Annotated in this window: 26 protein-coding genes; 19 read left to right on the forward strand and 7 right to left on the reverse strand. The window is 54.7% G+C overall.

Annotated elements, in window-relative coordinates:
• The first annotated feature begins 67 nt into the window (after nt 1–67).
• From JKP81_RS08500 to trpS, 12 genes are all read left to right on the forward strand, one after another.
• The gene (locus JKP81_RS08500) at nt 68–853 is read left to right on the forward strand and encodes a DNA utilization protein HofM (RefSeq protein WP_200551380.1); all 786 of its coding nucleotides are present in this window, start codon (nt 68–70) and stop codon (nt 851–853) included.
• On the forward strand, nt 853–1389 hold the full coding sequence (locus JKP81_RS08505) for a PilN domain-containing protein (RefSeq protein ID WP_200551381.1): 537 nt from the start codon (nt 853–855) through the stop codon (nt 1387–1389). The genes JKP81_RS08500 and JKP81_RS08505 overlap by 1 nt, the downstream gene beginning before the upstream one ends.
• Nucleotides 1373–1834 (forward strand): hypothetical protein, encoded by a 462-nt coding sequence (locus JKP81_RS08510; RefSeq protein WP_234455573.1) that lies wholly within the window; start codon nt 1373–1375, stop codon nt 1832–1834. Before JKP81_RS08505 ends, JKP81_RS08510 begins: the two co-directional genes overlap by 17 nt.
• Entirely contained in the window at nt 1824–2171 is a 348-nt protein-coding gene (locus JKP81_RS08515; RefSeq protein WP_200551382.1) for a HofP DNA utilization family protein, read from the forward strand. Before JKP81_RS08510 ends, JKP81_RS08515 begins: the two co-directional genes overlap by 11 nt.
• Nucleotides 2137–3372 (forward strand): DNA uptake porin HofQ, encoded by a 1236-nt coding sequence (gene hofQ, locus JKP81_RS08520; RefSeq protein ID WP_200551383.1) that lies wholly within the window; start codon nt 2137–2139, stop codon nt 3370–3372. Before JKP81_RS08515 ends, hofQ begins: the two co-directional genes overlap by 35 nt.
• Before the next feature lie 287 nt (nt 3373–3659).
• The gene (aroK, locus tag JKP81_RS08525) at nt 3660–4181 is read left to right on the forward strand and encodes a shikimate kinase AroK (RefSeq protein WP_017459852.1); all 522 of its coding nucleotides are present in this window, start codon (nt 3660–3662) and stop codon (nt 4179–4181) included.
• A 55-nt stretch (nt 4182–4236) separates the two neighbouring features.
• Complete coding sequence (gene aroB / locus JKP81_RS08530) at nt 4237–5325, forward strand: 3-dehydroquinate synthase (protein ID WP_017459853.1); 1089 nt, start codon at nt 4237–4239, stop codon at nt 5323–5325.
• Nucleotides 5326–5413: 88 nt separating this feature from the next.
• Nucleotides 5414–6715, forward strand: a complete 1302-nt coding sequence (gene damX / locus JKP81_RS08535; protein WP_200551384.1) for a cell division protein DamX — start codon at nt 5414–5416, stop codon at nt 6713–6715.
• A gap of 67 nt (nt 6716–6782) precedes the next feature.
• The gene (dam, locus tag JKP81_RS08540; RefSeq protein ID WP_200551385.1) at nt 6783–7604 is read left to right on the forward strand and encodes an adenine-specific DNA-methyltransferase; all 822 of its coding nucleotides are present in this window, start codon (nt 6783–6785) and stop codon (nt 7602–7604) included.
• Between the two features lie 51 nt (nt 7605–7655).
• Nucleotides 7656–8333 (forward strand): ribulose-phosphate 3-epimerase, encoded by a 678-nt coding sequence (gene rpe / locus JKP81_RS08545; RefSeq protein WP_017459856.1) that lies wholly within the window; start codon nt 7656–7658, stop codon nt 8331–8333.
• Nucleotides 8326–9084: a phosphoglycolate phosphatase gene (gene gph, locus JKP81_RS08550; RefSeq protein ID WP_200551386.1), complete on the forward strand. Its 759-nt coding sequence runs from the start codon at nt 8326–8328 to the stop codon at nt 9082–9084. The genes rpe and gph overlap by 8 nt, the downstream gene beginning before the upstream one ends.
• On the forward strand, nt 9077–10081 hold the full coding sequence (gene trpS / locus JKP81_RS08555; RefSeq protein WP_200551387.1) for a tryptophan--tRNA ligase: 1005 nt from the start codon (nt 9077–9079) through the stop codon (nt 10079–10081). The genes gph and trpS overlap by 8 nt, the downstream gene beginning before the upstream one ends.
• Nucleotides 10082–10130: 49 nt before the next feature.
• Here the strand turns inward: trpS and cysG are convergent, their stop codons facing one another.
• The 4 genes from cysG to nirB all read right to left on the reverse strand — a co-directional run bounded on the left by cysG (nt 10131) and on the right by nirB (nt 15285).
• Nucleotides 10131–11495: a siroheme synthase CysG gene (gene cysG, locus JKP81_RS08560; protein ID WP_200551388.1), complete on the reverse strand. Its 1365-nt coding sequence runs from the start codon at nt 11493–11495 to the stop codon at nt 10131–10133.
• A 17-nt stretch (nt 11496–11512) separates the two neighbouring features.
• Nucleotides 11513–12322 (reverse strand): nitrite transporter NirC, encoded by an 810-nt coding sequence (gene nirC / locus JKP81_RS08565; RefSeq protein WP_200551389.1) that lies wholly within the window; start codon nt 12320–12322, stop codon nt 11513–11515.
• Between the two features lie 96 nt (nt 12323–12418).
• On the reverse strand, nt 12419–12745 hold the full coding sequence (nirD, locus tag JKP81_RS08570) for a nitrite reductase small subunit NirD (protein WP_020455530.1): 327 nt from the start codon (nt 12743–12745) through the stop codon (nt 12419–12421).
• Nucleotides 12742–15285 (reverse strand): nitrite reductase large subunit NirB, encoded by a 2544-nt coding sequence (nirB, locus tag JKP81_RS08575; protein ID WP_200551390.1) that lies wholly within the window; start codon nt 15283–15285, stop codon nt 12742–12744. The genes nirD and nirB overlap by 4 nt, the downstream gene beginning before the upstream one ends.
• Nucleotides 15286–15525: 240 nt before the next feature.
• Here nirB and JKP81_RS08580 point away from each other — a divergent pair, with 240 nt between their 5' ends.
• The 6 genes from JKP81_RS08580 (at nt 15526) to JKP81_RS08605 (ending at nt 20314) form a co-directional block, all read left to right on the forward strand.
• A complete protein-coding gene (locus tag JKP81_RS08580; protein ID WP_200551391.1) occupies nt 15526–16827 on the forward strand; it encodes a cytosine deaminase in 1302 nt (433 codons plus the stop codon).
• A 143-nt stretch (nt 16828–16970) separates the two neighbouring features.
• Nucleotides 16971–17543, forward strand: coding sequence for a peptidylprolyl isomerase A (ppiA, locus tag JKP81_RS08585; RefSeq protein WP_200551392.1), 573 nt, complete (start codon nt 16971–16973; stop codon nt 17541–17543).
• Nucleotides 17544–17648: 105 nt separating this feature from the next.
• Nucleotides 17649–17816, forward strand: coding sequence for a YhfG family protein (locus tag JKP81_RS08590; RefSeq protein ID WP_200551393.1), 168 nt, complete (start codon nt 17649–17651; stop codon nt 17814–17816).
• Nucleotides 17809–18411, forward strand: a complete 603-nt coding sequence (locus JKP81_RS08595; RefSeq protein ID WP_200551394.1) for a putative adenosine monophosphate-protein transferase Fic — start codon at nt 17809–17811, stop codon at nt 18409–18411. Before JKP81_RS08590 ends, JKP81_RS08595 begins: the two co-directional genes overlap by 8 nt.
• A gap of 31 nt (nt 18412–18442) precedes the next feature.
• The gene (gene pabA / locus JKP81_RS08600) at nt 18443–19006 is read left to right on the forward strand and encodes an aminodeoxychorismate synthase component 2 (RefSeq protein WP_200551395.1); all 564 of its coding nucleotides are present in this window, start codon (nt 18443–18445) and stop codon (nt 19004–19006) included.
• Nucleotides 19007–19093: 87 nt separating this feature from the next.
• Nucleotides 19094–20314: an aspartate aminotransferase family protein gene (locus JKP81_RS08605; protein WP_200551396.1), complete on the forward strand. Its 1221-nt coding sequence runs from the start codon at nt 19094–19096 to the stop codon at nt 20312–20314.
• Here JKP81_RS08605 and JKP81_RS08610 read toward each other — a convergent pair.
• On the reverse strand, nt 20304–22382 hold the full coding sequence (locus tag JKP81_RS08610) for a YccS/YhfK family putative transporter (RefSeq protein WP_200551397.1): 2079 nt from the start codon (nt 22380–22382) through the stop codon (nt 20304–20306). The two genes, JKP81_RS08605 and JKP81_RS08610, sit on opposite strands and share 11 nt — an antisense overlap.
• Before the next feature lie 46 nt (nt 22383–22428).
• Nucleotides 22429–23061 carry a cAMP-activated global transcriptional regulator CRP gene (gene crp, locus JKP81_RS08615; RefSeq protein ID WP_000242758.1) on the reverse strand — a complete coding sequence of 211 codons (633 nt, stop codon included), beginning with the start codon at nt 23059–23061 and terminating at the stop codon, nt 22429–22431.
• Nucleotides 23062–23365: 304 nt separating this feature from the next.
• Here crp and JKP81_RS08620 point away from each other — a divergent pair, with 304 nt between their 5' ends.
• The gene (locus JKP81_RS08620; protein WP_058609467.1) at nt 23366–23770 is read left to right on the forward strand and encodes an OsmC family protein; all 405 of its coding nucleotides are present in this window, start codon (nt 23366–23368) and stop codon (nt 23768–23770) included.
• A gap of 42 nt (nt 23771–23812) precedes the next feature.
• Here the strand turns inward: JKP81_RS08620 and JKP81_RS08625 are convergent, their stop codons facing one another.
• Nucleotides 23813–24682: a phosphoribulokinase gene (locus tag JKP81_RS08625; RefSeq protein WP_017459871.1), complete on the reverse strand. Its 870-nt coding sequence runs from the start codon at nt 24680–24682 to the stop codon at nt 23813–23815.
• Nucleotides 24683–24705: the final 23 nt, after the last annotated feature.

The raw sequence follows: 24705 nt of genomic DNA on the forward strand, positions 1-24705 counted from the left end.
AGTATAAAGGCAAGCCTGATGCATTGATATAGCGTCATCCAGCGAGACGATAAGGAGATCGGGATTTATGGCATTCAGGCACTGGCAAATTGGTTTGCATATTCAACAAGATGGCATCTTCATTGTCGCCCTTGCCGCCGGGCGTCGCGGCCAGGCGCTGCGCCGTTGGTGGCATCTTCCACTATCCCCTGGCGTCGTGGTGCAGGGGCGGATAAAAGCGCCAGACGAACTGCTCGATGCATTGCGTCCCTGGCGGCAAACCCTACCGCAACGCCATTGCGTACGCATGGCATTTCCCGCCGGGCAAACCCTGCAAAAAAAGCTGCCGCGACCGGCAATCACGCTGCGCGAACCAGCTTTAACAAGCTGGGTTTCGCAGGCAATGGCGCGTGAACTGGATATGGCAGAAAACGATCTCTGTTTCGATTTCACCGAAGATGAGCCCGGCAAAGCGTACGGCGTTACTGCTGCACAAAATAAAGATGTGGCGTCGCTGATGGAGATAGCGCAGACATTATCTCTTCATCTTTCCTCTATTACCCCGGACGCCAGTGCGCTGCAGCCATTGTTACCCTGGCTTACGCCACCGGCTCGTTGCCTTGCCTGGTGTGATGAGCGCCAGTGGCTATGGGCTACGAGAGAGAGCTGGGGGCGACGAGCGCGGGAAGAAGCCGAAAATGCTACTCAGCTTGCCGCCGTGCTTGGGCTGCCCGCAGATGAAATCGCACAGTGCGGCGAGATGCCCGGTGGATTTGACTGCTGGAGCGCTGTCCCGTCGCGCCAGCCACCTTTACCCGATGCCGGAGAACGCTACGCGATAGCGCTGGGACTGGCTGTTGCCAGGGGATACTGATGCAGCCCGCCGTGAATTTTCTCCCCTGGCGGCGTCAAAAGCGGTTGCGCGACATACGTGTGTGGGGCGCGGTTTTTATCGCGACAGCGTTGGTGATTGTGCTGGGTGGCGCATTATGGCGGGCATCCGCTGTGGTTGACCTGCGTCAGGCTACGCTGTGGCAGCAATCTGATGCCGCCTTACTCGCCGGGTTACACGCCGCCGAGCAGCCGTTGCAGCTTCTACACCAGCGCTGGCAGCAGGAGCAGGCGCAGCGATTACGGCTTCAGCGTACTCAGGCGTGGCGACAGACGTTGCTCACCCTCGCGGAAAATCTGCCGCCCAACGCCTGGCTTACTGCTCTGCGCTGGCAAGAAAACCAGCTTGAAATCGCTGGCCTGGCCGGTTCCTTTCACGCATTAAGCGAGCTTGAGCAAGGGTTGCAGAAAACGACAGGATTTCAGTTGCAACCCGCAGGCACAGTAGAACGTGATGCGCAGGGGCGCTGGCAATTCCACTACCAATTGAACCGGGAGCGTGATGATGCTCAACCCTGATGTTTGGTTTGCTTTGTCATTACGAATGCGCGTGCTTTGTTGGCTACTCAGTTCACTTTGCGCACTGGCACTTTTATGGTGGTTGGCGATATCTCCGGTCAAAGAGACGCAGATGCGGCTGGTTGCTCAACAACCGCAACAACGCACAAAGCTGCGCGCGCAGTGGCAAAAGTTACATGCGCTGGTGCCGCCGTCAGAAACAGTGGCCTTGCCGGAGCTTCAGGCATTTAGCCCGCTCGATTTTCAGTCACAGGGGCGCCAACTTGCCCGCTGGCAGCCTGCTCAAGGGGGCGGAGAATTAGTGCTTGAGACCGGCTGGAAAGGTGTAGTCGAGACGTTTTCGCTGCTAACAGCGCGCGGCATGCAGGTTCCTGCGTTTTCATTAATGGTCAGTGAAGGCGCGCTGAATTTTACGTTGCGAGTGGAGCAGGACAATGCGAATTAGACGTTTGTTACTGGCCGCGCTGCTCCCCCTGTTTCTGTGCGGCATGCGCGATCCTTTTCAACCACCGCCAGATAGATGTCAAACCGCGCAACTTGGCAACTGGCATTTTCACGGCGCAGTGACTGGCGAGCAACCGATAGGGATCGTGCGCGATGATACCGGGCACTGGTATCGCCTTATTACCGGCGAAACACTGCCCACCGGATGGCGCGTTGTCGCTATCCACCAGGATGAAATGCTGATTGAGGTTGGCGAAGAGTGCACTCCAGCGCAATGGCGCTGGCAACGAGAAGGAACTCAACATGCGAAAATGGATAGCGAGCGCGATGCTCTTTAGCCTGCCACTTGCTGGCGCGCAGACATCACGTGTCGTCACAATGACCGTCGACGACGTACCTGTCACCCAGGTATTGCAGGCGCTGGTTGCGCTGGAGAAGCAGAACATGGTGATTTCACCTGAGGTCAGCGGCACGGTGTCGCTGAACCTCAAAGATGTTCCCTGGCAGCAGGCGCTACAAACCGTTGCTGCCAGTGCCGGATTAACGTTAAACCAGCAGGGCAATATCTGGCAGGTTCATACCACGGCATGGCGACAGCAAAAGCAGGCGGAGCAGGAGGCCGCTCTGCGCCAGCGCAAGCAGAACATACCCTTGCAAACACGCAGTTTTGTGTTGCGCTATGCCGACGCGGTAGAGCTGGCAAAAGCCGGGGAAAAACTGCTCAGCCCACAAGGAGCGATGACGGTTGATGTGCGGCTTAACCGGTTACTGGTGCGTGACAATAAAGAAGGGCTCGCCGCACTGGAAAAATGGGTCGCGCAGATGGATTTACCGGTCGAGCAGGTAGAGCTGGCGGCTTATATCGTCACCATAAATGAAAAAAGCCTGCGCGAGTTGGGGGTGAAATGGGGGCTGGCGCAGGATAAACCCGCAGCGCGTGGTCAGCTTAGCGGCATTTCTGCCGATCTCTCCGTTCCGGATGCCAGTACGCGCGTCAGCTTTAATATCGGCAGTATCAACGCCCAATTGCTGGAGCTGGAATTGTCAGCGCTTGAGCAAAAACAGCAACTTGAAATTATCGCCAGCCCGCGCCTGTTGGCCTCTCACCGCCAGCCAGCGAGTATCAAGCAAGGGAGCGAAATACCTTATCAGGTTGCCAGCGGCGATAGCGGTAGCACGGCTGTGGAATTTAAAGAAGCGGTGCTGGGAATGGAAGTCACGCCGACGGTGCTGCCCGATAATCGTGTACGGCTGAAGTTGCGCATTAGCCAAAATATGCCGGGCCAGGTGCTACAGCAGGCAGGGGGTGAGGCGATGGCGATTGACAAGCAGGAGATTGAAACGCAGGTAGAAGTAAAAAGCGGCGATACGCTGGCGCTGGGCGGCATCTTTTCACAAAAGAATTCCGCCGACAGTGCGCAGGTTCCGGGTTTAGGCTCGATTCCAGGCATCGGCAGGTTATTCCGCCAGGACGCGAAAGATAATGAGCGGCGCGAGCTGGTGGTGTTTATTACGCCCAGGTTGGCGGCGGTACATTAAATCTGCCGTAACTCCCCCTTTTTCAATGGAACTTGGTTCATGTGTTTGACGTGAGACATGATTTAGCTTACAAGGAGTACCGATTTGAGCGTCAGTGGTCTCCGTCGAACAATGAGCAGCATGAAGGATTACGTGTTTATTCAGTTGCCAAACAAGCCGGAGTACTGAGATAATTTTCGATCTGACTCTCGCACTATCGCATATGAGGTTTCAGTTCATGTCCTGCTACGCCGAGTCTTTGCGAAGCGGGTTTATCATCAACGAATAGTCTTAGTAGTACCGAAAAAATGGCAGAGAAACGCAATATCTTTCTGGTTGGGCCTATGGGTGCCGGCAAAAGCACTATTGGGCGTCAGTTAGCTCAACAACTCAATATGGAATTTTACGATTCTGATCAAGAGATTGAGAAACGAACCGGAGCTGATGTGGGCTGGGTCTTCGATGTTGAAGGTGAAGAAGGCTTCCGCGATCGCGAAGAAAAAATCATCAATGAGCTGACGGAAAAACAGGGCATCGTACTGGCGACCGGCGGTGGCTCTGTGAAGTCTCGCGAGACCCGTAATCGTCTCTCCGCCCGTGGCGTAGTGGTTTATCTGGAAACCACTATCGAAAAGCAATTAGCTCGCACTCAACGTGACAAAAAACGCCCGCTTTTGCAGGTGGATACGCCGCCGCGCGAAGTGTTGGAAGCGTTGGCCGACGAACGTAATCCGTTGTATGAAGAGATTGCCGACGTGACCATTCGCACTGACGATCAGAGTGCTAAAGTGGTGGCAAACCAGATTATTCATATGCTGGAAAGCAACTAATTCTGGCTTAATTCACACGCCTGCGGGTTTAAGCAACTAAGGTGGATGTCGCGTCATGGAGAGGATCACAGTCACTCTCGGGGAACGTAGTTACCCTATCACCATCGCGGCTGGTTTGTTTAACGATCCAGCTTCCTTCTCGCCTCTGAAGTCTGGTGATCAGGTTATGCTGGTCACCAATGAAACACTGGCTCCGCTCTATCTTGATAAAGTCCGCCATGTTCTTGAACAGGCTGGCGTGAAAGTGGATAGCGTGATTCTGCCGGATGGCGAGCAGTACAAAAGCCTTGCGGTGATGGACACAGTCTTCACCGCGCTGTTGCAAAAGCCCCATGGCCGCGATACCACACTGGTCGCGCTGGGCGGTGGAGTAGTGGGTGATTTGACCGGCTTCGCGGCAGCCAGCTATCAGCGCGGCGTGCGCTTTATTCAAGTGCCGACCACGCTCCTTTCTCAGGTTGACTCCTCTGTTGGCGGCAAAACAGCGGTGAACCATCCCCTCGGCAAAAACATGATCGGTGCGTTTTATCAGCCTGCATCGGTGGTTGTCGACCTTGATTGTCTGGCTACGCTTCCTGCCCGCGAATTGTCCTCCGGCCTCGCGGAAGTGATCAAATACGGCATTATTCTCGACGGCGAGTTCTTTACCTGGCTGGAACAGAACATGGATGCGTTGCTGCGCCTAGATGGTCCGGCGATGGCGTACTGTATTCGCCGTTGTTGTGAGCTGAAAGCAGAAGTTGTTGCCGCCGATGAGCGGGAAACAGGCTTACGTGCTTTACTGAATCTGGGGCATACCTTCGGCCACGCTATTGAAGCGGAAATGGGCTACGGGAACTGGTTACACGGTGAAGCTGTCGCGGCAGGTATGGTGATGGCGGCGCATGCATCGGAGCGTCTTGGTCAGTTCAGCAAAGCGGACACACAGCGTATAAAGGCGCTGCTGAAACGCGCAGGTTTGCCGGTACAAGGCCCGCAGGAGATGTCTGCGCAGGCTTATTTACCGCACATGATGCGCGATAAAAAAGTGTTGGCGGGAGAGATGCGTTTAGTACTCCCGTTGGCAATAGGGAAGAGTGAAGTTCGCGGCGGAGTGTCGCACGACGTAGTACTTGGCGCTATTGCTGATTGCCAGCAGGCGTAACTATTAGAAAGGTCTGGTCACGCACCGCGTGGCGTTTAACTTCGGGCGAGATGCATGATGTGGCATACGCCTTTGTGTGGGGTGTTAAATGGATGAATTCAAACCAGAAGACGAGCTGAAACCCGATCCCAGCGATCGTCGTACTGGTCGTTCTCGCCAATCTTCCGAGCGTGTCGATGAACCGCAGATCAACTTTGATGATGTTGATGTCGATGCGGACGAACGCCGCCCTTCTCGCAGCCGCCGGGCGCGTGATGAGCGTGAAGAAGAGAGCTATGAAGAAGATGAAGAAGCGTTTGACGAGGATCGCGAAGAGCGCCGTCCGCGTAAACGTAAGAAAGCGGCAGCCGCGAAACCCGCTTCCCGTCAGTATGTGATGATGGGCGTCGGCATTCTGGTTCTGCTTCTGTTAATCATCGGCATCGGTTCTGCGCTGAAATCCCCCGCACCGACAACGAACAACGAACAAAACGCACCGGCGGAGAAAAGCATCGATCTTTCCGCTGGCAATAACAATGCCAGCAATATCGGTGCCGCAGATCAGGCAAATGGCGCACAGCCTGCACCTGCCCAGCAACCCACTTCAGGCAATGCACCTGCGCAGCAGGATGTCTCGCTGCCGCCAATTTCTTCTACACCATCACAAGTTGAAGCTCCTGCCGCGCCTGCAGGTCAGCAGCGTGTTGAAGTGCAGGGCGATCTGAATAGCGCACTGACTCAGCCACAAAATCAGTCTCAGTTGGATAGCGCGGTAAATTCGACGCTGCCAACCGAGCCTGCAACGGTTGCGCCGGTACGTAACGGCAACGGCGCTGCTGCGCGTCAGCAACAGTCTGCTATAGCTGAAAGCCATACCGCTGCGCCGCGTACCGAACGCAAGCAGATGGTGATCGAGCCGAAGGCGGTGGCTAAAGAGTCCGTGTCGAAAGCGGAACCGAAAGCCGAATCCAAAGCTGTCGCTCAGCCGCCGAAGCGCACTGAAACCGCCTCTACCGCGCCGGTAAAAGCGCCTGCGGTAACGTCGTCACCTGTGCAAACTCAGCCCAAAGCCGTGACTGCACCTGCCGCCAGCGCCGCGCCTGCGGCAAGCACTGCTGCCGCTACCGGAAATGTTGGAGCGTTAAAGTCTGCGCCGGGTAACCACTACACATTGCAGTTGAGCAGTTCCTCGAACTCCAACAACCTCAATGCGTGGGCGAAGAAAGAGAATCTGAAAAACTTCGTGGTATACCAGACAACACGTAACGGCCAGCCGTGGTACGTGCTGGTGAGCGGTGTGTACGCATCTAAAGACGATGCGAAACGCGCTGTTGCGGCGTTGCCGGCAGACGTACAGGCGAAAAATCCCTGGGCCAAACCGATACATCAGGTTCAGGCCGATCTGAAGTAATGTATAAAGCGCAGGATGCTGTCGGAGCTTTCTCCACAGCCGGAGAGAGTGTAAGTAATCAGTCAGCATGAAAAAGAATCGCGCTTTTTTGAAATGGGCAGGGGGGAAATACCCCCTGCTGGACGATATCGGAAGGCATCTGCCGCAGGGTGAATGCCTTATCGAGCCGTTCGTCGGCGCGGGTTCGGTGTTTCTCAACACGTCGTTCCCCCGCTATATCCTCGCTGATATCAACAGCGACCTGATTAGCCTCTATAACATCGTTAAAGACCAGCCTGACGAGTATGTGCGCCAGGCACGGGCGCTGTTCGCGCCTGAGACGAATCAGTCTGTGGTTTATTACCAGCTGCGCGAAGAGTTTAACCAGTGCCAGGAGCCCTTCCGGCGCGCGCTGCTGTTTTTATACCTCAATCGCCATGGCTACAACGGTCTGTGCCGCTATAATTTGCGCGGTGAATTCAACGTGCCGTTCGGGCGTTATAAGAAACCCTATTTCCCGGAAGCGGAGTTGTATCACTTCGCCGAAAAAGCGCAGAATGCCTTCTTTTACTGTGAATCTTACGCAGATAGCATGGCGCGCGCTGACGAGAACTCCGTGGTCTACTGCGATCCGCCTTACGCCCCGCTGTCGGCGACGGCCAATTTTACGGCGTATCACACCAACAGTTTCAGTCTTGAGCAGCAGGCGCATTTGGCGGCGATTGCCGAAAGCCTGGTGCAAAACCGGATCCCGGTATTGATTTCCAACCACGACACGCTGTTAACGCGTGAGTGGTACAGTCAGGCAAAATTGCACGTGGTAAAAGTGCGGCGCAGTATCAGCAGTAACGGTGGTACACGTAAAAAGGTGGATGAGCTGCTGGCACTCTATCGCCCGGCTCCGCGATAATTCGCATTCACCGCGCTGCCTGCCGAACCCTACTTTCTCAAGGAGATGCGGATGAAACAGTATTTGATTGCCCCTTCGATTCTGTCGGCTGATTTTGCACGCCTCGGCGAAGATACCGCCGCCGTACTGGCTGCAGGTGGTGATGTGGTGCATTTCGACGTGATGGATAACCATTACGTGCCGAATTTGACCATTGGCCCGATGGTGCTCAAAGCGCTGCGTAATTATGGCATCACCGCGCCTATTGATGTTCACCTGATGGTGAAACCGGTTGATCGGCTGATCCCGGACTTCGCCGCCGCTGGCGCAAGCATTATCACCTTTCATCCCGAAGCGTCCGAACACGTCGATCGCTCCCTGCAGCTCATCAAAGAGCACGGTTGTAAAGCGGGGCTGGTGTTTAACCCGGCAACACCGCTCAGCTACCTGGATCATGTGATGGATAAACTGGACGTGATCCTGCTGATGTCGGTAAACCCCGGTTTTGGCGGTCAGTCTTTTATTCCGCACACGCTGGATAAGCTGCGTGAAGTGCGTCGCCGCATTGATGCTTCAGGCTTTGATATCCGTCTTGAAGTCGACGGCGGTGTTAAGGTGAGCAACATTGGCGACATCGCCGCCGCGGGCGCAGATATGTTTGTCGCGGGTTCGGCGATTTTCGATAAACCCGATTACAAACAGGTTATTGATGAAATGCGTAGTGAACTGGCAAAGGTAAGTCATGAATAAAATGCAGTCGATTCAGGGTATTGCTTTTGATCTCGACGGTACGCTGGTGGATAGCGCGCCGGGTCTGACCGCTGCTGTTGATAGCGCGCTGTATGCTCTTGAGTTACCGCAGGCGGGCGAAGCACGCGTGGTAACCTGGATTGGTAACGGCGCAGATGTGCTGATGGAGCGGGCGTTTAACTGGGCTCGCCAGGAACGCAGCAGCCAGCGCGCGGCGCAAGGCAAGCCGGACGTAGGTAACGATATTCCGCAAGAAGAGCAGATACGCATGCTGCGTAAGCTGTTCAACCGTTATTACGAAGAGACCGTGGAAGAGGGCAGTTTTCTCTTCCCGGACGTGGCGCAAACGCTGGCGGCTCTGCATGCTAAAGGCTTGCCACTGGCGCTGGTCACCAATAAGCCGACGCCGTTCGTGGCACCGTTGCTGGAGGCGCTGGGCATTGCGCAATACTTCACGTTTGCGGTCGGCGGCGATGATGTGGTGAACAAAAAGCCGCACCCGGAACCGTTGCTTCTGGTGTGCAAAAAGCTCAATATTCAACCTCATGAGTTGCTCTTCGTTGGTGATTCGCGTAATGACATTCTGGCCGCTAAGGCTGCAGGTAGCGCTTCTGTTGGCCTGACCTACGGGTATAACTACGGCGAAGCGATTACCGTCAGCGAGCCGGATTACGTGTTCGATCACTTCAAAGATTTACTGCCCGCACTCGGGCTTTCGCACAGTGAAAATCAGGAAATGAAAAATGACTAAGCCCATCGTCTTTAGTGGCGCACAGCCCTCAGGTGAATTAACCATTGGCAACTATATGGGTGCGCTGCGTCAGTGGGTGAACATGCAGGACGACTATCACTGTATCTACTGCATCGTTGACCAGCACGCGATTACCGTGCGCCAGGATCCGCAAGCGCTGCGTAAGGCGACGCTGGATACGCTGGCACTTTATCTGGCGTGCGGCATCGATCCGCAAAAAAGCACCATCTTCGTTCAGTCCCATGTGCCGGAACATGCGCAGCTCGGCTGGGCGCTGAACTGCTACACCTATTTCGGTGAACTGAGTCGCATGACTCAGTTCAAAGACAAATCCGCACGCTATGCGGAAAACATCAACGCCGGTCTGTTTGATTACCCGGTGCTGATGGCGGCGGACATTCTGCTGTACCAAACCAATCAGGTACCGGTGGGTGAAGATCAGAAACAGCATCTGGAACTGAGCCGCGATATCGCCCAGCGTTTCAACGCGATTTATGGCGATATCTTCAAAGTGCCTGAGCCGTTCATTCCGAAATCCGGCGCGCGCGTGATGTCGCTGCTGGAGCCGACCAAGAAGATGTCCAAATCGGATGATAACCGCAACAACGTTATCGGCCTGCTGGAAGATCCGAAATCGGTAGTGAAGAAAATCAAACGTGCGGTGACCGATTCCGACGAGCCGCCAGTGGTTCGTTACGACATCGCCAACAAAGCGGGCGTTTCCAACCTGCTGGATATTCTCTCTGCCGTGACCGGTCAGGGTATTGCGGAGCTGGAACAGCACTTTGAAGGCAAAATGTACGGTCATCTGAAAGGGGAAGTGGCGGATGCCGTTTCCGGCATGCTGACCGAGCTGCAAGAGCGTTATCATCGCTATCGCAATGACGAAGCTTTCCTGCAACAGGTGATGAAAGACGGCGCGGAAAAAGCCAGCGCGCGGGCATCGGAAACCCTGAAGAAAGTCTACGAAGCGATTGGTTTCGTTGCTAAACCGTAATTGATGACAGAATAAAAAAGGGCAGGTTCTACCTGCCCTTTTTCTATTTTTAGAACCACTTAAGCTTATCGCGCAGCCCCACCACACGGCCAACAATGATCAGCGCCGGGCTTTGCACCTGCTGTGCCAGCTCGCCCAGCTGCGACAACGCGCCGCTGACGACTTTCTGCTGCACAGAGGTGCCGTTCTCAACCAGCGCCACTGGCATGTCTGCCTGCATTCCGTGCGCCATTAATTGCGCCTGAATCGTTGCCGCCTGATTCAGTCCCATATAGAACACCAGCGTTTGCTTTTCCGCAGCCAGGTTGGCCCAGTCCAGCTCGCCACCGGTTTTCAGGTGGCCGGTCACCAGCCGCACGCTTTGCGCATAATCACGATGGGTTAGCGGAATGCCGGAGTAAGCTGAACAGCCCGATGCCGCCGTAATACCGGGCACTACCGAAAAAGGGATACCCGCGTGGCAGAGCGTTTCCAGCTCTTCGCCGCCGCGACCAAAAATAAACGGGTCGCCGCCTTTAAGCCGGACAACGCGTTTACCGCTTTGCGCTTCGCGCAGCAGGATCTGATTGATCTCCTCCTGCGGCACGCAGTGATAGCCCGCGCGTTTGCCCACAAAAACCCGGTCGGCATCGCGGCGCACCAGGTTCATGATCTCATCGGAAACCAGCCGGTCATACACCACCACATCGGCTTGCTGGATTTGCTGCAAACCTTTTAAGGTCAGCAGCCCGGCGTCGCCAGGCCCTGCGCCAACCAGTACCACTTCGCCACGGTTATCCAGCGGCTCGGTCAGCAGTTGTCCGGTAATTTTCTCCACTGAACTGGTGTCCTGGTTCGCCAGGGATTGCGCCAGGCGGTCATTGACGAACAATTTTTCCCAGAAGCGGCGGCGCTCGCTCATACTGGCGAACTGCTTTTTGACCCGGCTGCGTAGTTTGCCTGCGTAATGGGCGACATGACCCAGATGCTGCGGCAACAGCGATTCCAGTTTTTCACGCAGCAAACGCGCCAGCACTGGCGATGTGCCACCGGAAGAGACCGCCACCATCAACGGCGAGCGGTCAATGATTGACGGCATGATAAAGCTTGCCTGTTTGGGCGCATCGACAACGTTACAGAAGATACGGCGCTGCTCTGCGGCGTCGCTGACGCGCTGATTAACCGCTTCGTCATCCGTTGCGGCAATCGCCAGCCAACACGCGTCTAACAACGTTTCGCTAAATTCGCCTTCAACCAGCGTCAACATGCCTTCTTCGGCCCAGACGGTGAACTGGGGAACAAACGTGAGCGCGTTAACGGTAAGCCGTGCACCCGCATCCATTAACAGCCGGGCTTTACGTTCTGCGACATCGCCACCACCGACAAGCAGGCACTGGCGATCGCGTAGCTGGCAAAAAATTGGCAAATGATCCACGACATTACCTCAACATTTTAGTTATTCGCTGTAGCCTGGCTTACCACGCGGGTGACCGCAGAAGGACGCTCAGATTTCGGCGTAGCATACCAGTAACCTAACCCCATAAATACTGCACCAGAGAGGGTATTGCCAAGCGTTACCCACAGCAGGTTATGACCGATACCAGACAGCGTATACGCTTCGCTGTGATGACCAAACCAGGAGAGCGCGAAGAGCGTCATATTGGCGATGGAATGCTCGTAACCCGAGGCGATAAACGCCAGCAGACACCACCAGATAGCGAGAAACTTCGCCGCGCCTTCGGTGCGGATTGCCATCCAGATAGCAAGGCATACCAGCCAGTTACACAGCGCCCCCTTAAAAAACAGCACCGTTGCTGGCGCACTGGTTTTCGCCAGTGCTACCGCGTGCACCAGGCTGGTGTCTACGGGTAACAAGCTGCCGCCGCCCCAGTTATACAGCAGCGCGACGAACACTGAGCCGAGCAAATTACCGAGCCAGGTTTGCGGCAAAATAGCCCACATTTGCCCATGGCTGATGGTGCCCGCTTTGACGCCCAGCGTCAGAAACATGGTGTGACCGGTAAACAACTCAGAACCGGCGATAATCACCAGCGTTAAGGCGATACCGAACGTCGCGCCCATCACCAGTGGGCGCAATGCCGGATCGAGCAGGTTGCCAAGGGTAAAAATCAGGATGATGCCGAGGCCAACATACGCGCCCGCCATGGCGGAACTTATCCAGAAACCCAGCGGATTCTGTGCAGAGAGGCGAGCGATACGCGCAGCATTAGCCGCGCACTTATTAATAGTGTCGGTAAACATGATGTTGATTATCCAAAGTTAAAAAGAAAATGTTTAAAAGAAAAAAATGAAAACGAAAAAGTGAAACAGCGGGAGCATTGCGCCCCCGCAGGGGTATTACGCTTTAATCTGTACTTCGCCGTCTTTCACGCGCGCATCGAAATGCGCGACAGAGCGGCTTTCATCTTCCATGCATACGCCGTCACGCAGGCGGAAGCGCTGTTTTTTCAGCGGGCTGGCAACCCACAACTCGCCCTGATGTTCAGCGATAAGGCCACGAGAGAGCACGCTGGACTCAAAAAACGGGTCGATATTGCTAATGGCATACACTTGATCATCATGGCGCGGGCGAAAAATTGCGACTTGCTGACCTTTCACCAACGCGCACACGCCGGTCGCCGGGATGATGTCATCGATTTTGCAGACGGTGTTCCACTGGCTCATGCGTTTTCCTCCACTAACACCACCGGAATACGTTCATACGGGGTTGCCGGGCGATGTTGCTGACGCTCTGGCACCACCTGCACGTTCGGGTCGCGGCGGTCGCTGTTGATAAAGTGTTTAAAGCGAAGCTGCGCAGAAGGCGTGTTCACCGTTTCTGTCCACTCGCAGACCACCGCTTCACGCAGGCGGGTCATCTCTTCTTCCAGCTGTGCGTCAAAGCCCAGTTTGTCATCGATAATCACGCTCTTCAGATATTCGATGCCGCCTTCCATGCTGTCGAGCCAGGAGGCGGTACGCGTCAGTTTGTCGGCGGTACGGATGTAGAACATCATAAAGCGATCGAGATAGTGCAGCAGGGTTTCGCGATCGAGATCCGCCGCCAGCAGATCCGCGTGGCGCGGTTTCATGCCGCCGTTACCGCACACATACAGGTTCCAGCCTTTTTCCGTGGCGATAATCCCCACGTCTTTACCCTGCGCTTCGGCACATTCACGGGTACAGCCAGAGACGCCGAACTTCATTTTGTGCGGGGTACGAATCCCTTTGTAGCGGTTTTCCAGCTCAACGCCGAATCCTACGCTGTCGCCCACACCGTAACGGCACCAGGTCGAACCGACACAGGTTTTCGCCATACGCAGCGCTTTGGCGTAGGCGTGTCCGGTTTCAAAGCCCGCGTTAATCAACTGACGCCAGATTTCCGGCAGGTCATCTTTTTGCGCGCCGAACAGGCCGATACGCTGAGAACCGGTGATTTTGGTGTAGAGATTGAACTCGCGGGCGATACGGCCCACTTCCATCAGCCCTTCCGGGGTGATTTCGCCGCCTGCGGAGCGCGGGATCACGGAATAGGTGCCATCTTTCTGGATGTTGGCGAGGAAGTTGTCGTTAGTATCCTGCAACGGCGTGTGTTGCGGTTTCAGGATGTACTCATTCCAGCAGGACGCCAGCAGTGAACCGACAGTCGGTTTACACACTTCGCAACCATAACCTTTGCCATATTTTGCCAGCAGTTCGTCGAAGGATTTGATGCCTTCCACGCGGATCAGGTGGTACAACTCCTGGCGTGAGTAAGCAAAGTGCTCACACAGGTTATTGGTCACTTCGATGCCCTGTTTCGCCAGTTCGGCGTTCAGCACCTGGGTGACCAGTGGGATACAACCGCCGCAGCCCGTACCGGCTTTGGTTTCTGCTTTCAGCGCGGCAACGGTGTGACAGCCTTTATTAATCGCGGCAATCAGGTCACCTTTGGTGACGTCGAAGCAGGAGCAGATCTGCGCGCTGTCCGGCAGCTTATCCACGCCGATAGAGGGTTTACCGCCTGCCGCATGGGCTGGCAGGATCAATGCGTCCGGGTTTTCCGGCAGTTCGATAGCGTTCAGCACCAGTTGCAGCAGGTTGCCGAAATCGCTGGTGTCGCCAACCAGTACTGCGCCGAGCAGAGTTTTGTTATCCGGGCTGACAATCAGGCGTTTGTAAACTTCTTTGCTTTCGTCGAGATAGACATAGCTGCGTGCGCCTGGCGTACGACCATGGGCGTCGCCGATACCACCAACGTCGACGCCGAGCAGTTTCAGTTTGGCGCTAAGGTCTGCACCTTCAAAGGCATTGACCGTGCCGAGGATATGATCCACCGCCACCTGCGCCATTTTGTATCCTGGCGCAACCAGACCGTACACGCGGTTGTTCCAGCTGGCGCACTCGCCGATAGCATAGATATTCGGGTCGGAGGTTTGGCAGCTATCGTTGATCATGATACCGCCGCGCTGCGCCACTTCCAGACCGCACTGGGTTGCCAGTTTGTCGCGCGGGCGAATACCGGTGGAGAAGACAATAAAGTCGACTTCCAGTGCGCTACCATCGGCAAAACGCATGGTTTTACGCGCTTCGGTGCCTTCCTGCACAATCTCTTTAGTGTTTTTGCTGGTGTGTACGCGCACGCCCATGCTTTCGATTTTGCGCTTCAGTTGCTCGCCGCCCATCTGGTCGAGCTGTTCTGCCATTAGCATTGGCGCAAATTCAATGACGTGGGTTTCCACGCCTAAGTTTTTCAGCGCTCCGGCCGCTTCCAGACCGAGCAAACCGCCACCGACGACCGCGCCGCGGCGGCTGCGACGTGCGCAGGATTCAATGGCGTTCAAATCTTCAATAGTGCGATAAACGAAGCAGTCTTGCGTTTCGGAGCCTTTGATCGGCGGGATCCACGGATAGGAACCGGTCGCCATGATCAATTTGTCGTAATAAACCGTACGTCCGGCGCTGGAGTGGATCACTTTTTCCTGACGGTTGATGGTGATAGCACGCTCGCCGACCAGCACTTTTACGCCGTGTTTCTCGTAAAAGCCTTCGCGAACCAGCGACAGCTCTTCAGCCGTATGGTGGGAAAAATAGGAAGAGAGGTGGACGCGGTCGTAGGCTTTACGCGGCTCCTCACAGAAGACGGTAATATCGAACTGGCTGGCGTCGGCTTTATCGAGGAGATCCTCAATAAAACGGTGGCCGACCATGCCGTTACCGATAATAGCGAGTTTGACTTTGCTCATTTTTGCCTCGATTTCTTTTCTACTACCACCTACCTTAACGATTCAGCTACCCGGCTTATTGATGTGCATCAAATACACCTTCACATACCACTTAATGGGTAGATATTTGATTTTTATTGGTTTTTATAAGTCGCGGATATCACTGGTTTTTATGCTTTGCAGAATTTGTGTACAAAAAAAGAGGGTTTTTGCACGCACGTCTGATACAAATTATCTGAGGGAAACAGAGGGAGTCACACTATGTCGGCAGCACCGATTTGGTTAGTTCAGAATGTGCATTTACCCGAACGCGAAGGGTTATGGCAAATCGCGATTGAGAATGGTCGCTTCGGTGAAATCACCCCAATGAATGAAACACACAGCGACAGCCTGGAAGTGCTGAATGCGCACGGTGGGCTGGCCCTGCCGCCGTTTGTTGAACCGCATATCCATCTGGATACCACGCAAACTGCCGGAGAGCCGAACTGGAACCAATCCGGCACGCTGTTTGAAGGCATTGAGCGCTGGGCGGAACGCAAAGCGCTGCTAAGCCATCAGGATGTCAAAGCGCGTGCCAGGCAAACATTGAAGTGGCAAATGGCCAACGGCGTGCAGCATGTGCGGACCCATGTTGATGTTTCCGACCCCAGTCTGACAGCGCTGAAAGCCATGCTGGAAGTAAAAGACGAGGTCGCGCCCTGGGTTGATCTGCAGATTGTCGCTTTCCCGCAGGAAGGCATCCTCTCTTATCCCAACGGCGCGGCATTGCTGGAAGAGGCGCTTCAGCTTGGCGCGGATGTGGTTGGCGCGATCCCGCATTTTGAATTTACCCGCGAATATGGCGTTGAATCGCTGCATATTGCGTTCGCACTGGCGCAAAAATATGACCGCCCGTTGGATATTCACTGTGATGAAATTGACGATGAGCAGTCGCGCTTTGTCGAAACCGTTGCCGCGCTGGCGCTGAAGATGGGCATTGGCCCGCGCGTCACCGCCAGCCATACCACGGCGATGCACTCTTACAATGGCGCGTACACCTCGCGGCTGTTCCGTTTGTTAAAGCTTTCCGGCATTAACTTTGTTGCTAACCCGCTGGTAAACATTCACTTGCAGGGGCGCTTTGACGATTATCCAAAGCGTCGGGGAATTACGCGGGTGAAAGAGCTCCTGGCGGCGGGGATAAATGTCTGTTTTGGCCATGACGATTTGTTTGATCCCTGGTATCCGCTTGGCACCGGCAACATGTTGCAGGTGCTGCATATGGGGCTGCACGTTTGCCAGTTGATGGGCTACCAGCAAATTAATGATGGGCTGCGTCTTATCACGCATAACAGCGCCAGAACGTTTGGTTTAACGCAGTACGGGATTGAAACGGGGAACCCGGCGAACATGGTTATTTTACCCGTTGAGAGCGGTTTTGATGCGGTGCGCTGCCAGTCGCCGGTGCGTTGGTCGATTCGACAAGGGCGAATCATTGCCAGCACGCAACCTGCGCAAAGCTGGATTCAGATGGATAACGGCGGCGAAGCAGTGCTTTTTAGCCGTTATCGTTCAGGTATGTAGCCTTCGTGAAGCGGGTTGTGAACCGTCTGACGTTACATCTGTTACTAAATACGTAAAATTAAGTAAAAGGCTGGCCTGCTGGCTGACTGCTCTTTAGAATCAAGCCACTCGCTTTCTTTACTGCTCTTCGTTAAGGAAACCTTATGGTTAAATCGACTCTGGCGGCTGTTGCGGCTGTGTTTGCCCTTTCTGCTTTCTCTTCTGCTGCGCTGGCGGCAAAAGGCGATCCTCATGTTCTGCTCACCACTTCCGCCGGTAACATTGAACTGGAGCTGAACAACCAGAAAGCCCCTGTGTCGGTGAAAAACTTCCTTGATTACGTAAATAACGGTTTCTATAACAACACCACGTTTCATCGTGTGATCCCGGGATTTATGGTGCAGGGCGGTGGTTTCAACGAGCAGATGCAGCAAAAGCAGCCTAACTCGCCTATCAAAAATGAAGCTGACAACGGCTTGCGTAACACGCGCGGCACCATTTCGATGGCGCGTACCGCCGATAAAGACAGCGCAACCAGCCAGTTCTTTATTAACGTCGCTGACAACGCGTTCCTCGATCATGGCCAGCGCGACTTTGGTTACGCGGTGTTTGGTAAAGTGGTGAAAGGCATGGATGTCGCCGACAAAATTTCCCAGGTACCGACGCACGATGTGGGGCCTTACCAGAATGTCCCGTCAAAACCGGTTGTTATCCTCTCCGCGAAAGTGCTGCCGTAAGTTTCCCCCGCACGGGGTGTTCACCCCGTGCTTCCTGAGCTTTCCTGCGTAACCTGTCATTTCTGCTTATAATTTGGGCACCGACATGTGAAACAGGGAGGCGCTATGACCAAAAAACTCACCGACCGGCAAAAATCCCGTCTCTGGGAACAGCAGCGCAATGCCAATTTTCAGGCCAGCCGACGGCTGGAGAATGTCGACAGCGAACGGGTGACGCTAAGTAGCGCGGAAGCCGATGCGCGCCTTGAAGAACTGCGGAGGCACTATGAGTGATAAATTCGGCGACGGGCGCGATCCGTATCTCTATCCTGGCCTGAATGTGATGCACAATGAGCTGGGGCTTCGCCAGGCGCAGAAACTGGAGCAGGCGGCTTATCAGTTCACCGCCTTACGCGCCGCCACACTGGATCTTGGCCCGATGGTGCGCGGTCTTCCTCATTTATGCGCCATTCACCACCATCTTTATCAGGATGTGTTCGACTGGGCCGGGCAGATCCGTGAAGTGGATATTTACGAAGGCGATACCCGGTTTTGCCACTTCGAGTATATCGAGAAAGAGGGCAATGCCTTGATGCAGCAACTGGAAGATGAAGAGTGGCTGTGCGGGCTGGAAAAAACGACGTTTATTGAGCGGCTGGCGCACTACTACTGTGAAATCAACGTGCTGCACCCGTTCCGCCTTGGCAACGGCATCGCTCAGCGCATCTTCTTCGAACAACTGGCGCTGCATGCGGGGTTTTCGCTCGACTGGCGTGGCATCGATCCTGATGAGTGGCGCGAGGCAAACCAGGCAGGCGCAATGGGCGACTTAGCGCCGCTTTGCGCCATCTTCAGCAAAGTGGTGAGCGAAGCGGTCGAAAGCGAGTAAACTAGCGCGGTTTCCGACATCAGAGGCCGCTATGATCCTGCTTATCGACAATTACGACTCCTTTACCTGGAACCTGTATCAATATTTTTGTGAGCTGGGGGCAAGCGTAGAGGTGCGGCGTAACGATGAGATAACGCTTGCGGTTATTGCCGCGCTGGCGCCGGAACAGATCGTTATTTCGCCCGGCCCCTGTACGCCGAATGAGTCCGGCGTTTCGCTGGCGGTTATCCGGCATTACGCGGGGAAATTGCCGATTCTTGGCGTTTGTCTTGGTCACCAGGCGATTGCGCAGGTCTTTGGTGCAACTATCGTGCGTGCGGCAAAAGTGATGCACGGTAAAACATCGCCTGTCATCCACAACGGCACCGGCGTATTTTGCGGGCTTAATAATCCGTTAACCGTCACCCGTTACCATTCCCTGGTTATCGATCCGCCTACGTTACCGGCGTGCTTCGAGGTTACCGCCTGGAGCGATAGCGGCGAGATCATGGGCATTCGCCACCGGGAGTGGGATCTGGAAGGGGTGCAATTTCACCCGGAAAGTATCCTGAGCGAGCAGGGACATCAGTTACTGAAAAACTTCCTCGAACGCTGATTTGTGGTTGCCATTAACTGATTTTTTATGCATATTTCGTGATTATATTTTCATAATCAATGCAACGTAAAACTGGATGGGCAAGCCATGGCAACTCAGCAAGACGCGGTAACGCGTGCAAACTTCGATGACGTTATTCTGCCAATTTACGCACCGGCCGAGTTTATCCCGGTAAAGGGTAAAGGCAGCCGGGTGTGGGATCAGCAGGGTAAAGAGTACGTTGATTTTGCAGGTGGAATTGCGGTTACTGCGTTAGGGCACTGTCATCCGGCGCTGGTGGAGACGCTGAAAACGCAGGGCGAAACGCTGTGGCACACCAGCAATGTTTTTACTAACGAGCCTGCTCTGCGCCTGGCGCGTAAACTCATCGACGCCACGTTTGCCGAGCGCGTGGTGTTTATGAATTCCGGCACTGAAGCTAACGAAACGGCATTCAAACTGGCGCGTTTTTATGCATCTACGCGCCACAGCCCATACAAAACAAAAATCATCGCGTTCCATAATGCCTTCCACGGTCGTTCGCTGTTTACCGTAAGCGTGGGCGGCCAGCCGAAGTATTCCGATGGCTTTGGCCCGAAACCGGCGGACATTATTCATGTGCCGTTTAACGATCTGCATGCGGTGAAAGCGGTGATGGACGATCACACCTGCGCGGTAGTGGTAGAGCCTATTCAGGGTGAAGGCGGCGTTACTGCCGCTACACCGGATTTCCTGAAAGGTTTGCGCGAGCTGTGCGATCAGCACAACGCCCTGCTGGTGTTCGACGAAGTGCAGTGCGGCATGGGCCGCAGCGGAGAGTTGTTTGCTTATATGCACTATGGCGTGACGCCGGATATTTTGACCAGCGCCAAAGCGCTCGGCGGCGGTTTCCCAATCAGCGCGATGCTGACCACGCATGACATTGCCAGTGTTTTCCATGCCGGTTCACACGGCTCCACCTACGGTGGCAACCCGCTGGCCTGCGCCGTCGCCGGGACCGCATTCGACATTATCAACACGGCAGAAGTGCTCAAAGGCGTGAATGAAAAACGTCAGTTGTTCGTTAAGCATCTGCAGCAAATTGGCGAGAAGTTTGACCTGTTTAGCGATATTCGCGGCATGGGGCTGCTGATTGGTGCTGAGCTGAATCCGCAATATAAAGGCCGCGCGCGCGATTTCCTCTACGCCGCTGCCGATGCGGGCGTTATGGTGCTGAATGCTGGCCCGGACGTCATGCGTTTTGTGCCTTCGCTGATTATTGATGCGCAGGATATCGACGAAGGGATGAAACGCTTCGCGAATGCGGTGGCGAAAGTGGTCAACGGTTGAGGCGGCGGTTAAGCCAGATGCCATGATGCGGGCGCTGACGCCATGCTACTGACGAAATGGTGTGCATGGTGTTCAGATGCCCGATGATTCGCTGTAAATGCTGCTCCAGCGTGCTCATTGGCCCGTGCGTTAATGCTTCCGGGGCTTCGAGAATATTCACATCGCCGGATCCTCCCGGCCCGTCATACTCCAGCCGCTGCTGGCAGCGCTGCAGGGCAATTTCGCAGGATTGCAAATAACGTTGCGCCAGTTCCGGCGTCAACATCGTATGTTCGCGCGCCAGCGTCGTCATCGCATTGATATGTTCAACGATAAACTGGCTATGCGTTACCCACAGTTTCATATCTTCCAGATAACGTGTATTAAACCCCGGTTCCTGCATCGCCTGGTTTAGCGAGTTAAACAGGGCGTTATGCGCCTGGTTTACGCGCATGCGCTGCCAGGCAAGCGGAGTGGGCTGCGGGTTATCGCTTAAGATCAGGCGAATCGCTTCCTGATCTGTTTCCAGCGCATCGTGCGCATTCTGGCGCAGCAAGCCACTTTGCCACTGTGGCCACAGCCAGACCATGCCGCCGAAAGCAATCAGGCAACCAATTAACGTGTCGATAAGGCGGGCGACAATAAACTCCTCACCATTTAGCGTCAGCAGCTGCAAGGTGTAGACGGCGGTAATGGTAAAACCCACCATCGCCCAGCCGTAGTTTTTCCGAATAATGAGATAACTGACCAGCGTAATCATCAGCATCGCCGCCAGCGTAAAACCGAGTGGAACATGAAAGTGCAGCGTAGCTCCGGCAATCACCAGTCCCGCAATGGTGCCCGCCGCCCGGTGGACAATGCGAACGCGCGTTGCGCCATAACCGTTTTGCGTGACAAACATTACCGTCATCATGATCCAGTAGGGCTTCGGTAAATGCAGGGCGCTGCCCATCAGGCTGGCAATGCTGAGCATTACGCTAATCCGCGCGGCATTACGCAGCGCCGCAGATTTCAGTGATAAATAGCTTTTCAGCGCCGGGAAAAGGGGCAAGCGCCGCTGCTTTTCCGCCATCAGATCGCGGGCATAGAGCGGGCGCTGAGTGCGCAAGACGCGCGCGATACGGCTAAAATGCCAGGCGCAAAACTGCCCGACCGGATTATTCGGGTGCTGGCGGGCGATTTTTTCCAGCGCGCCAATCTGCTTATCCATGTTGAAGCGCGTGGGATAGCGGTGATAGAGAATGTCGTCTGCCAGCACGCGCAGACGAGCGGCGACGGTTTGCGCGTTCCAGCGGATCACCTGTTCGGCGTGGGTTTGTTCCACCAGTTTTTGCACTTCTTCCGGCTGGTGCAAACTCACCGAAATGTGCTCTTGCAAATCAATCCCTACCTGGAAAACCCGCAGTAGCCGTTTGTAATCGTTGTGTTTATTGGCGGCCAGCATATGCAGCTGTTGATAGCACTGGCTTATCATATCCACCGCTTTTTGCTGGCGGGCGAGCAACGGCGGCAGCGCTTTTTCCGGGTCGGCGTGCTGCGTCAGCAAGCTGTATTTCGCCTCGCAGTAGTCTGCCAGTTGCCGGTAGAGAAGGCTGAGCGATTCGCGCAGCGGTTGCTCGCGCCACATCCAGAACCAGAACCAGTTGAACAATCCGTACCACAGCGTGCCCAGCGCATAGATAAGTATCGGCTCCCATACCGGCATGTTACCGGCAAGGCTGAGCGTAAAGATGGCGGCAATGAGCGAAGCCGGGAGCAGGCGACCGTGCAGCGCACTGATTTCGGCGGTTACGCCTAAAACCAGCGTCAGCCCGGTGAGGATCAGCGGCAATGGAAGTTCTTTCGCCAGCAGTAATTGCACCGCCAGGCTGCTGCCGGCAAACAGGGTTCCGCCAATGATCAGACGTTTGAAAAAACGTTTATGTGGCGTATCAAGCCCGGCAATGTTGCAGCAGGCGGGAACGAGGGAAAACAGCAGACCTTGTTGCAGATGACCCGTAACCAGACCAATGGCCACAGGTAAACATAACACCAGCGTTTGTCGCAGTGCGTAGTTGATTTCGGGGTGATAAATCAGTCTGCGCCACATGAGGGAAGAAAAACGACGCAGCGCGTAAGCTGCGCCGTTTTACAGATTAACGCGTTCCGTATACGACGATGGTTTTACCGTGGGCGGAGATCAGGTTCTGATCTTCGAGCATTTTGAGAATGCGGCCTACTGTTTCACGGGAACAACCGACGATCTGACCAATTTCCTGGCGAGTAATTTTAATTTGCATGCCGTCCGGATGGGTCATTGCGTCTGGCTGTTTCGCCAGGTTTAACAGCGTTTGCGCGATACGGCCGGTTACGTCCAGGAAGGCGAGGTTACCCACTTTTTCTGAAGTGACCTGCAGGCGACGCGCCATTTGCGAGGAAAGACGCATCAGGATATCCGGGTTAACCTGGATTAACTGACGGAATTTTTTGTACGAGATTTCAGCCACTTCACAAGCAGTTTTAGCGCGTACCCATGCACTGCGCTCCTGACCCTCTTCGAACAGGCCCAGTTCACCGATAAAATCTCCCTGGTTCAGGTAGGAGAGGATCATCTCTTTACCCTCTTCGTCCTTGATCAGCACTGCCACTGAGCCTTTAACGATGTAATACAGCGTTTCCGCTTTTTCACCCTGGTGAATCAGCGTGCTCTTCGACGGGTACTTGTGAATGTGGCAATGAGACAAGAACCATTCAAGCGTCGGGTCTGTTTGTGGTTTGCCAAGCACCATGCGCGATTATCCTCTGTTATAAGCTGTCTCAGACACAGGATGAGCCCCTACGTCTGGGGTTGCAATCTAAGCTTCCCGCATCCAGGGAAGTGGACCGTCAGCGTCATCTGCGGTCTCTAAAGTATGATGTCATGCATACATGCGTAACATCCATTTATCTCTGTAGCATCCAGAGTGTTTTAGCATAGCTTTTACCGCCTGTCTCCTGGTGTCTCGCTTCAGCATGACGCAGGTCGCCTTCCGTTGCGAGTTTTGTTATGTACGCGTAATCTGTAAAGAAAATTGCCACTCCGGAGTGAAGAAAATGCAGGCACGTGTGAAATGGGTTGAAGGGTTAACGTTCCTTGGCGAGTCCGCATCGGGCCACCAAATTCTGATGGACGGTAACTCCGGCGACAAAGCGCCAAGCCCGATGGAAATGGTGCTGATGGCGGCGGGCGGATGCAGCGCCATTGATGTGGTTTCTATTTTGCAAAAAGGGCGTCATGACGTGACCGACTGCGAAGTGAAGCTGACTTCAGAGCGTCGCGAAGAAGCGCCGCGCCTGTTTACCCACATCAATTTGCACTTTATTGTCACCGGTAAAGATCTGAAGGATGCGGCGGTTTCCCGCGCGGTGGATTTATCAGCGGAGAAGTATTGCTCCGTGGCCTTGATGCTCGAAAAAGCGGTGAATATCACCCACTCTTACGAAGTTATCGAAGCCTGATGCGAAAAGCCCGGCGGCGCGTTGCTGACCGGGCTTTCTGCATTATTTGATCTTTTTGCCTTCCATCAGCCGTTGCACCAGCGGCGTCATAATCAGCTCCATGGCCAGCCCCATTTTTCCGCCTGGCACCACCAGCGTATCCATATGCGAGATAAACGAGCCTTGCAGCATCGCCAGCAACCACGGGTAATCAATGCCCTCCAGATTACGGAAGTGGATCACCACAAAACTCTCGTCCAGTGAAGGAATGCCTTTCGCGGCAAACGGGTTGGACGTATCCACCGTTGGCACGCGCTGGAAGTTAATGTGTGTCCGGGAAAACTGCGGCGTAATAAAATTGATGTAATCCTCCATTGAACGCACGACAGAATCCATTACCGCTTCACGCGAATGCCCGCGCTCACTGGTATCGCGGACAAGTTTTTGAATCCATTCCAGGTTGACGATCGGCACCACGCCCACCAACAAATCCACATGACGCGCGACATCGTTTTGCGGCGTCACTACACCGCCGTGCAGACCTTCATAAAACAGCACATCGGTCGGCTCCGGCAGTGGTTGCCACGGCGTAAACGTGCCCGGAACCTGGTTCCAGGGAACGGCTTCATCGTAGGTATGCAAGTATTTGCGCGCCTGACCTTTGCCGGTTTGACCATATTCGCTAAACGTCTGTTCCAGCAGGCCAAAATCATTGGCTTCCGGGCCAAAATAGCTGATATGCCGCCCAAGATCGCGGGCCTTACGGATAGCCATATCCATTTCCGGGCGGGTATAGCGATGGAAGCTGTCACCTTCCACTTCTGCCGCGTGCATATTGAGCTGGGCGAAGATCTTACGAAAGGCGAGGCTGGTGGTGGTGGTTCCCGCGCCGCTGGAGCCTGTAACGGCGATAACCGGATGTTTGGCGGACATAGCAACTCCCTGAATTAACGATT

It is taken from the genome of Kosakonia sp. LAM2021 (genome assembly GCF_016620385.1).
Lineage (GTDB): Bacteria > Pseudomonadota > Gammaproteobacteria > Enterobacterales > Enterobacteriaceae > Kosakonia > Kosakonia sacchari.

Bases quoted from the DNA above. Each gene is read 5' to 3' on its own strand.
- JKP81_RS08500 (WP_200551380.1), top strand. From the start codon at position 68: ATGGCATTCAGGCACTGGCAAATTGGTTTGCATATTCAACAAGATGGC.
- JKP81_RS08505 (WP_200551381.1), top strand. From the start codon at position 853: ATGCAGCCCGCCGTGAATTTTCTCCCCTGGCGGCGTCAAAAGCGGTTG.
- JKP81_RS08510 (WP_234455573.1), top strand. From the start codon at position 1,373: ATGATGCTCAACCCTGATGTTTGGTTTGCTTTGTCATTACGAATGCGC.
- JKP81_RS08515 (WP_200551382.1), top strand. From the start codon at position 1,824: ATGCGAATTAGACGTTTGTTACTGGCCGCGCTGCTCCCCCTGTTTCTG.
- hofQ (WP_200551383.1), top strand. From the start codon at position 2,137: ATGCGAAAATGGATAGCGAGCGCGATGCTCTTTAGCCTGCCACTTGCT.
- aroK (WP_017459852.1), top strand. From the start codon at position 3,660: ATGGCAGAGAAACGCAATATCTTTCTGGTTGGGCCTATGGGTGCCGGC.
- aroB (WP_017459853.1), top strand. From the start codon at position 4,237: ATGGAGAGGATCACAGTCACTCTCGGGGAACGTAGTTACCCTATCACC.
- damX (WP_200551384.1), top strand. From the start codon at position 5,414: ATGGATGAATTCAAACCAGAAGACGAGCTGAAACCCGATCCCAGCGAT.
- dam (WP_200551385.1), top strand. From the start codon at position 6,783: ATGAAAAAGAATCGCGCTTTTTTGAAATGGGCAGGGGGGAAATACCCC.
- rpe (WP_017459856.1), top strand. From the start codon at position 7,656: ATGAAACAGTATTTGATTGCCCCTTCGATTCTGTCGGCTGATTTTGCA.
- gph (WP_200551386.1), top strand. From the start codon at position 8,326: ATGAATAAAATGCAGTCGATTCAGGGTATTGCTTTTGATCTCGACGGT.
- trpS (WP_200551387.1), top strand. From the start codon at position 9,077: ATGACTAAGCCCATCGTCTTTAGTGGCGCACAGCCCTCAGGTGAATTA.
- nirC (WP_200551389.1), bottom strand. From the start codon at position 12,322: ATGTTTACCGACACTATTAATAAGTGCGCGGCTAATGCTGCGCGTATC.
- nirD (WP_020455530.1), bottom strand. From the start codon at position 12,745: ATGAGCCAGTGGAACACCGTCTGCAAAATCGATGACATCATCCCGGCG.
- nirB (WP_200551390.1), bottom strand. From the start codon at position 15,285: ATGAGCAAAGTCAAACTCGCTATTATCGGTAACGGCATGGTCGGCCAC.
- JKP81_RS08580 (WP_200551391.1), top strand. From the start codon at position 15,526: ATGTCGGCAGCACCGATTTGGTTAGTTCAGAATGTGCATTTACCCGAA.
- ppiA (WP_200551392.1), top strand. From the start codon at position 16,971: ATGGTTAAATCGACTCTGGCGGCTGTTGCGGCTGTGTTTGCCCTTTCT.
- JKP81_RS08590 (WP_200551393.1), top strand. From the start codon at position 17,649: ATGACCAAAAAACTCACCGACCGGCAAAAATCCCGTCTCTGGGAACAG.
- JKP81_RS08595 (WP_200551394.1), top strand. From the start codon at position 17,809: ATGAGTGATAAATTCGGCGACGGGCGCGATCCGTATCTCTATCCTGGC.
- pabA (WP_200551395.1), top strand. From the start codon at position 18,443: ATGATCCTGCTTATCGACAATTACGACTCCTTTACCTGGAACCTGTAT.
- JKP81_RS08605 (WP_200551396.1), top strand. From the start codon at position 19,094: ATGGCAACTCAGCAAGACGCGGTAACGCGTGCAAACTTCGATGACGTT.
- JKP81_RS08610 (WP_200551397.1), bottom strand. From the start codon at position 22,382: ATGTGGCGCAGACTGATTTATCACCCCGAAATCAACTACGCACTGCGA.
- crp (WP_000242758.1), bottom strand. From the start codon at position 23,061: ATGGTGCTTGGCAAACCACAAACAGACCCGACGCTTGAATGGTTCTTG.
- JKP81_RS08620 (WP_058609467.1), top strand. From the start codon at position 23,366: ATGCAGGCACGTGTGAAATGGGTTGAAGGGTTAACGTTCCTTGGCGAG.
- JKP81_RS08625 (WP_017459871.1), bottom strand. From the start codon at position 24,682: ATGTCCGCCAAACATCCGGTTATCGCCGTTACAGGCTCCAGCGGCGCG.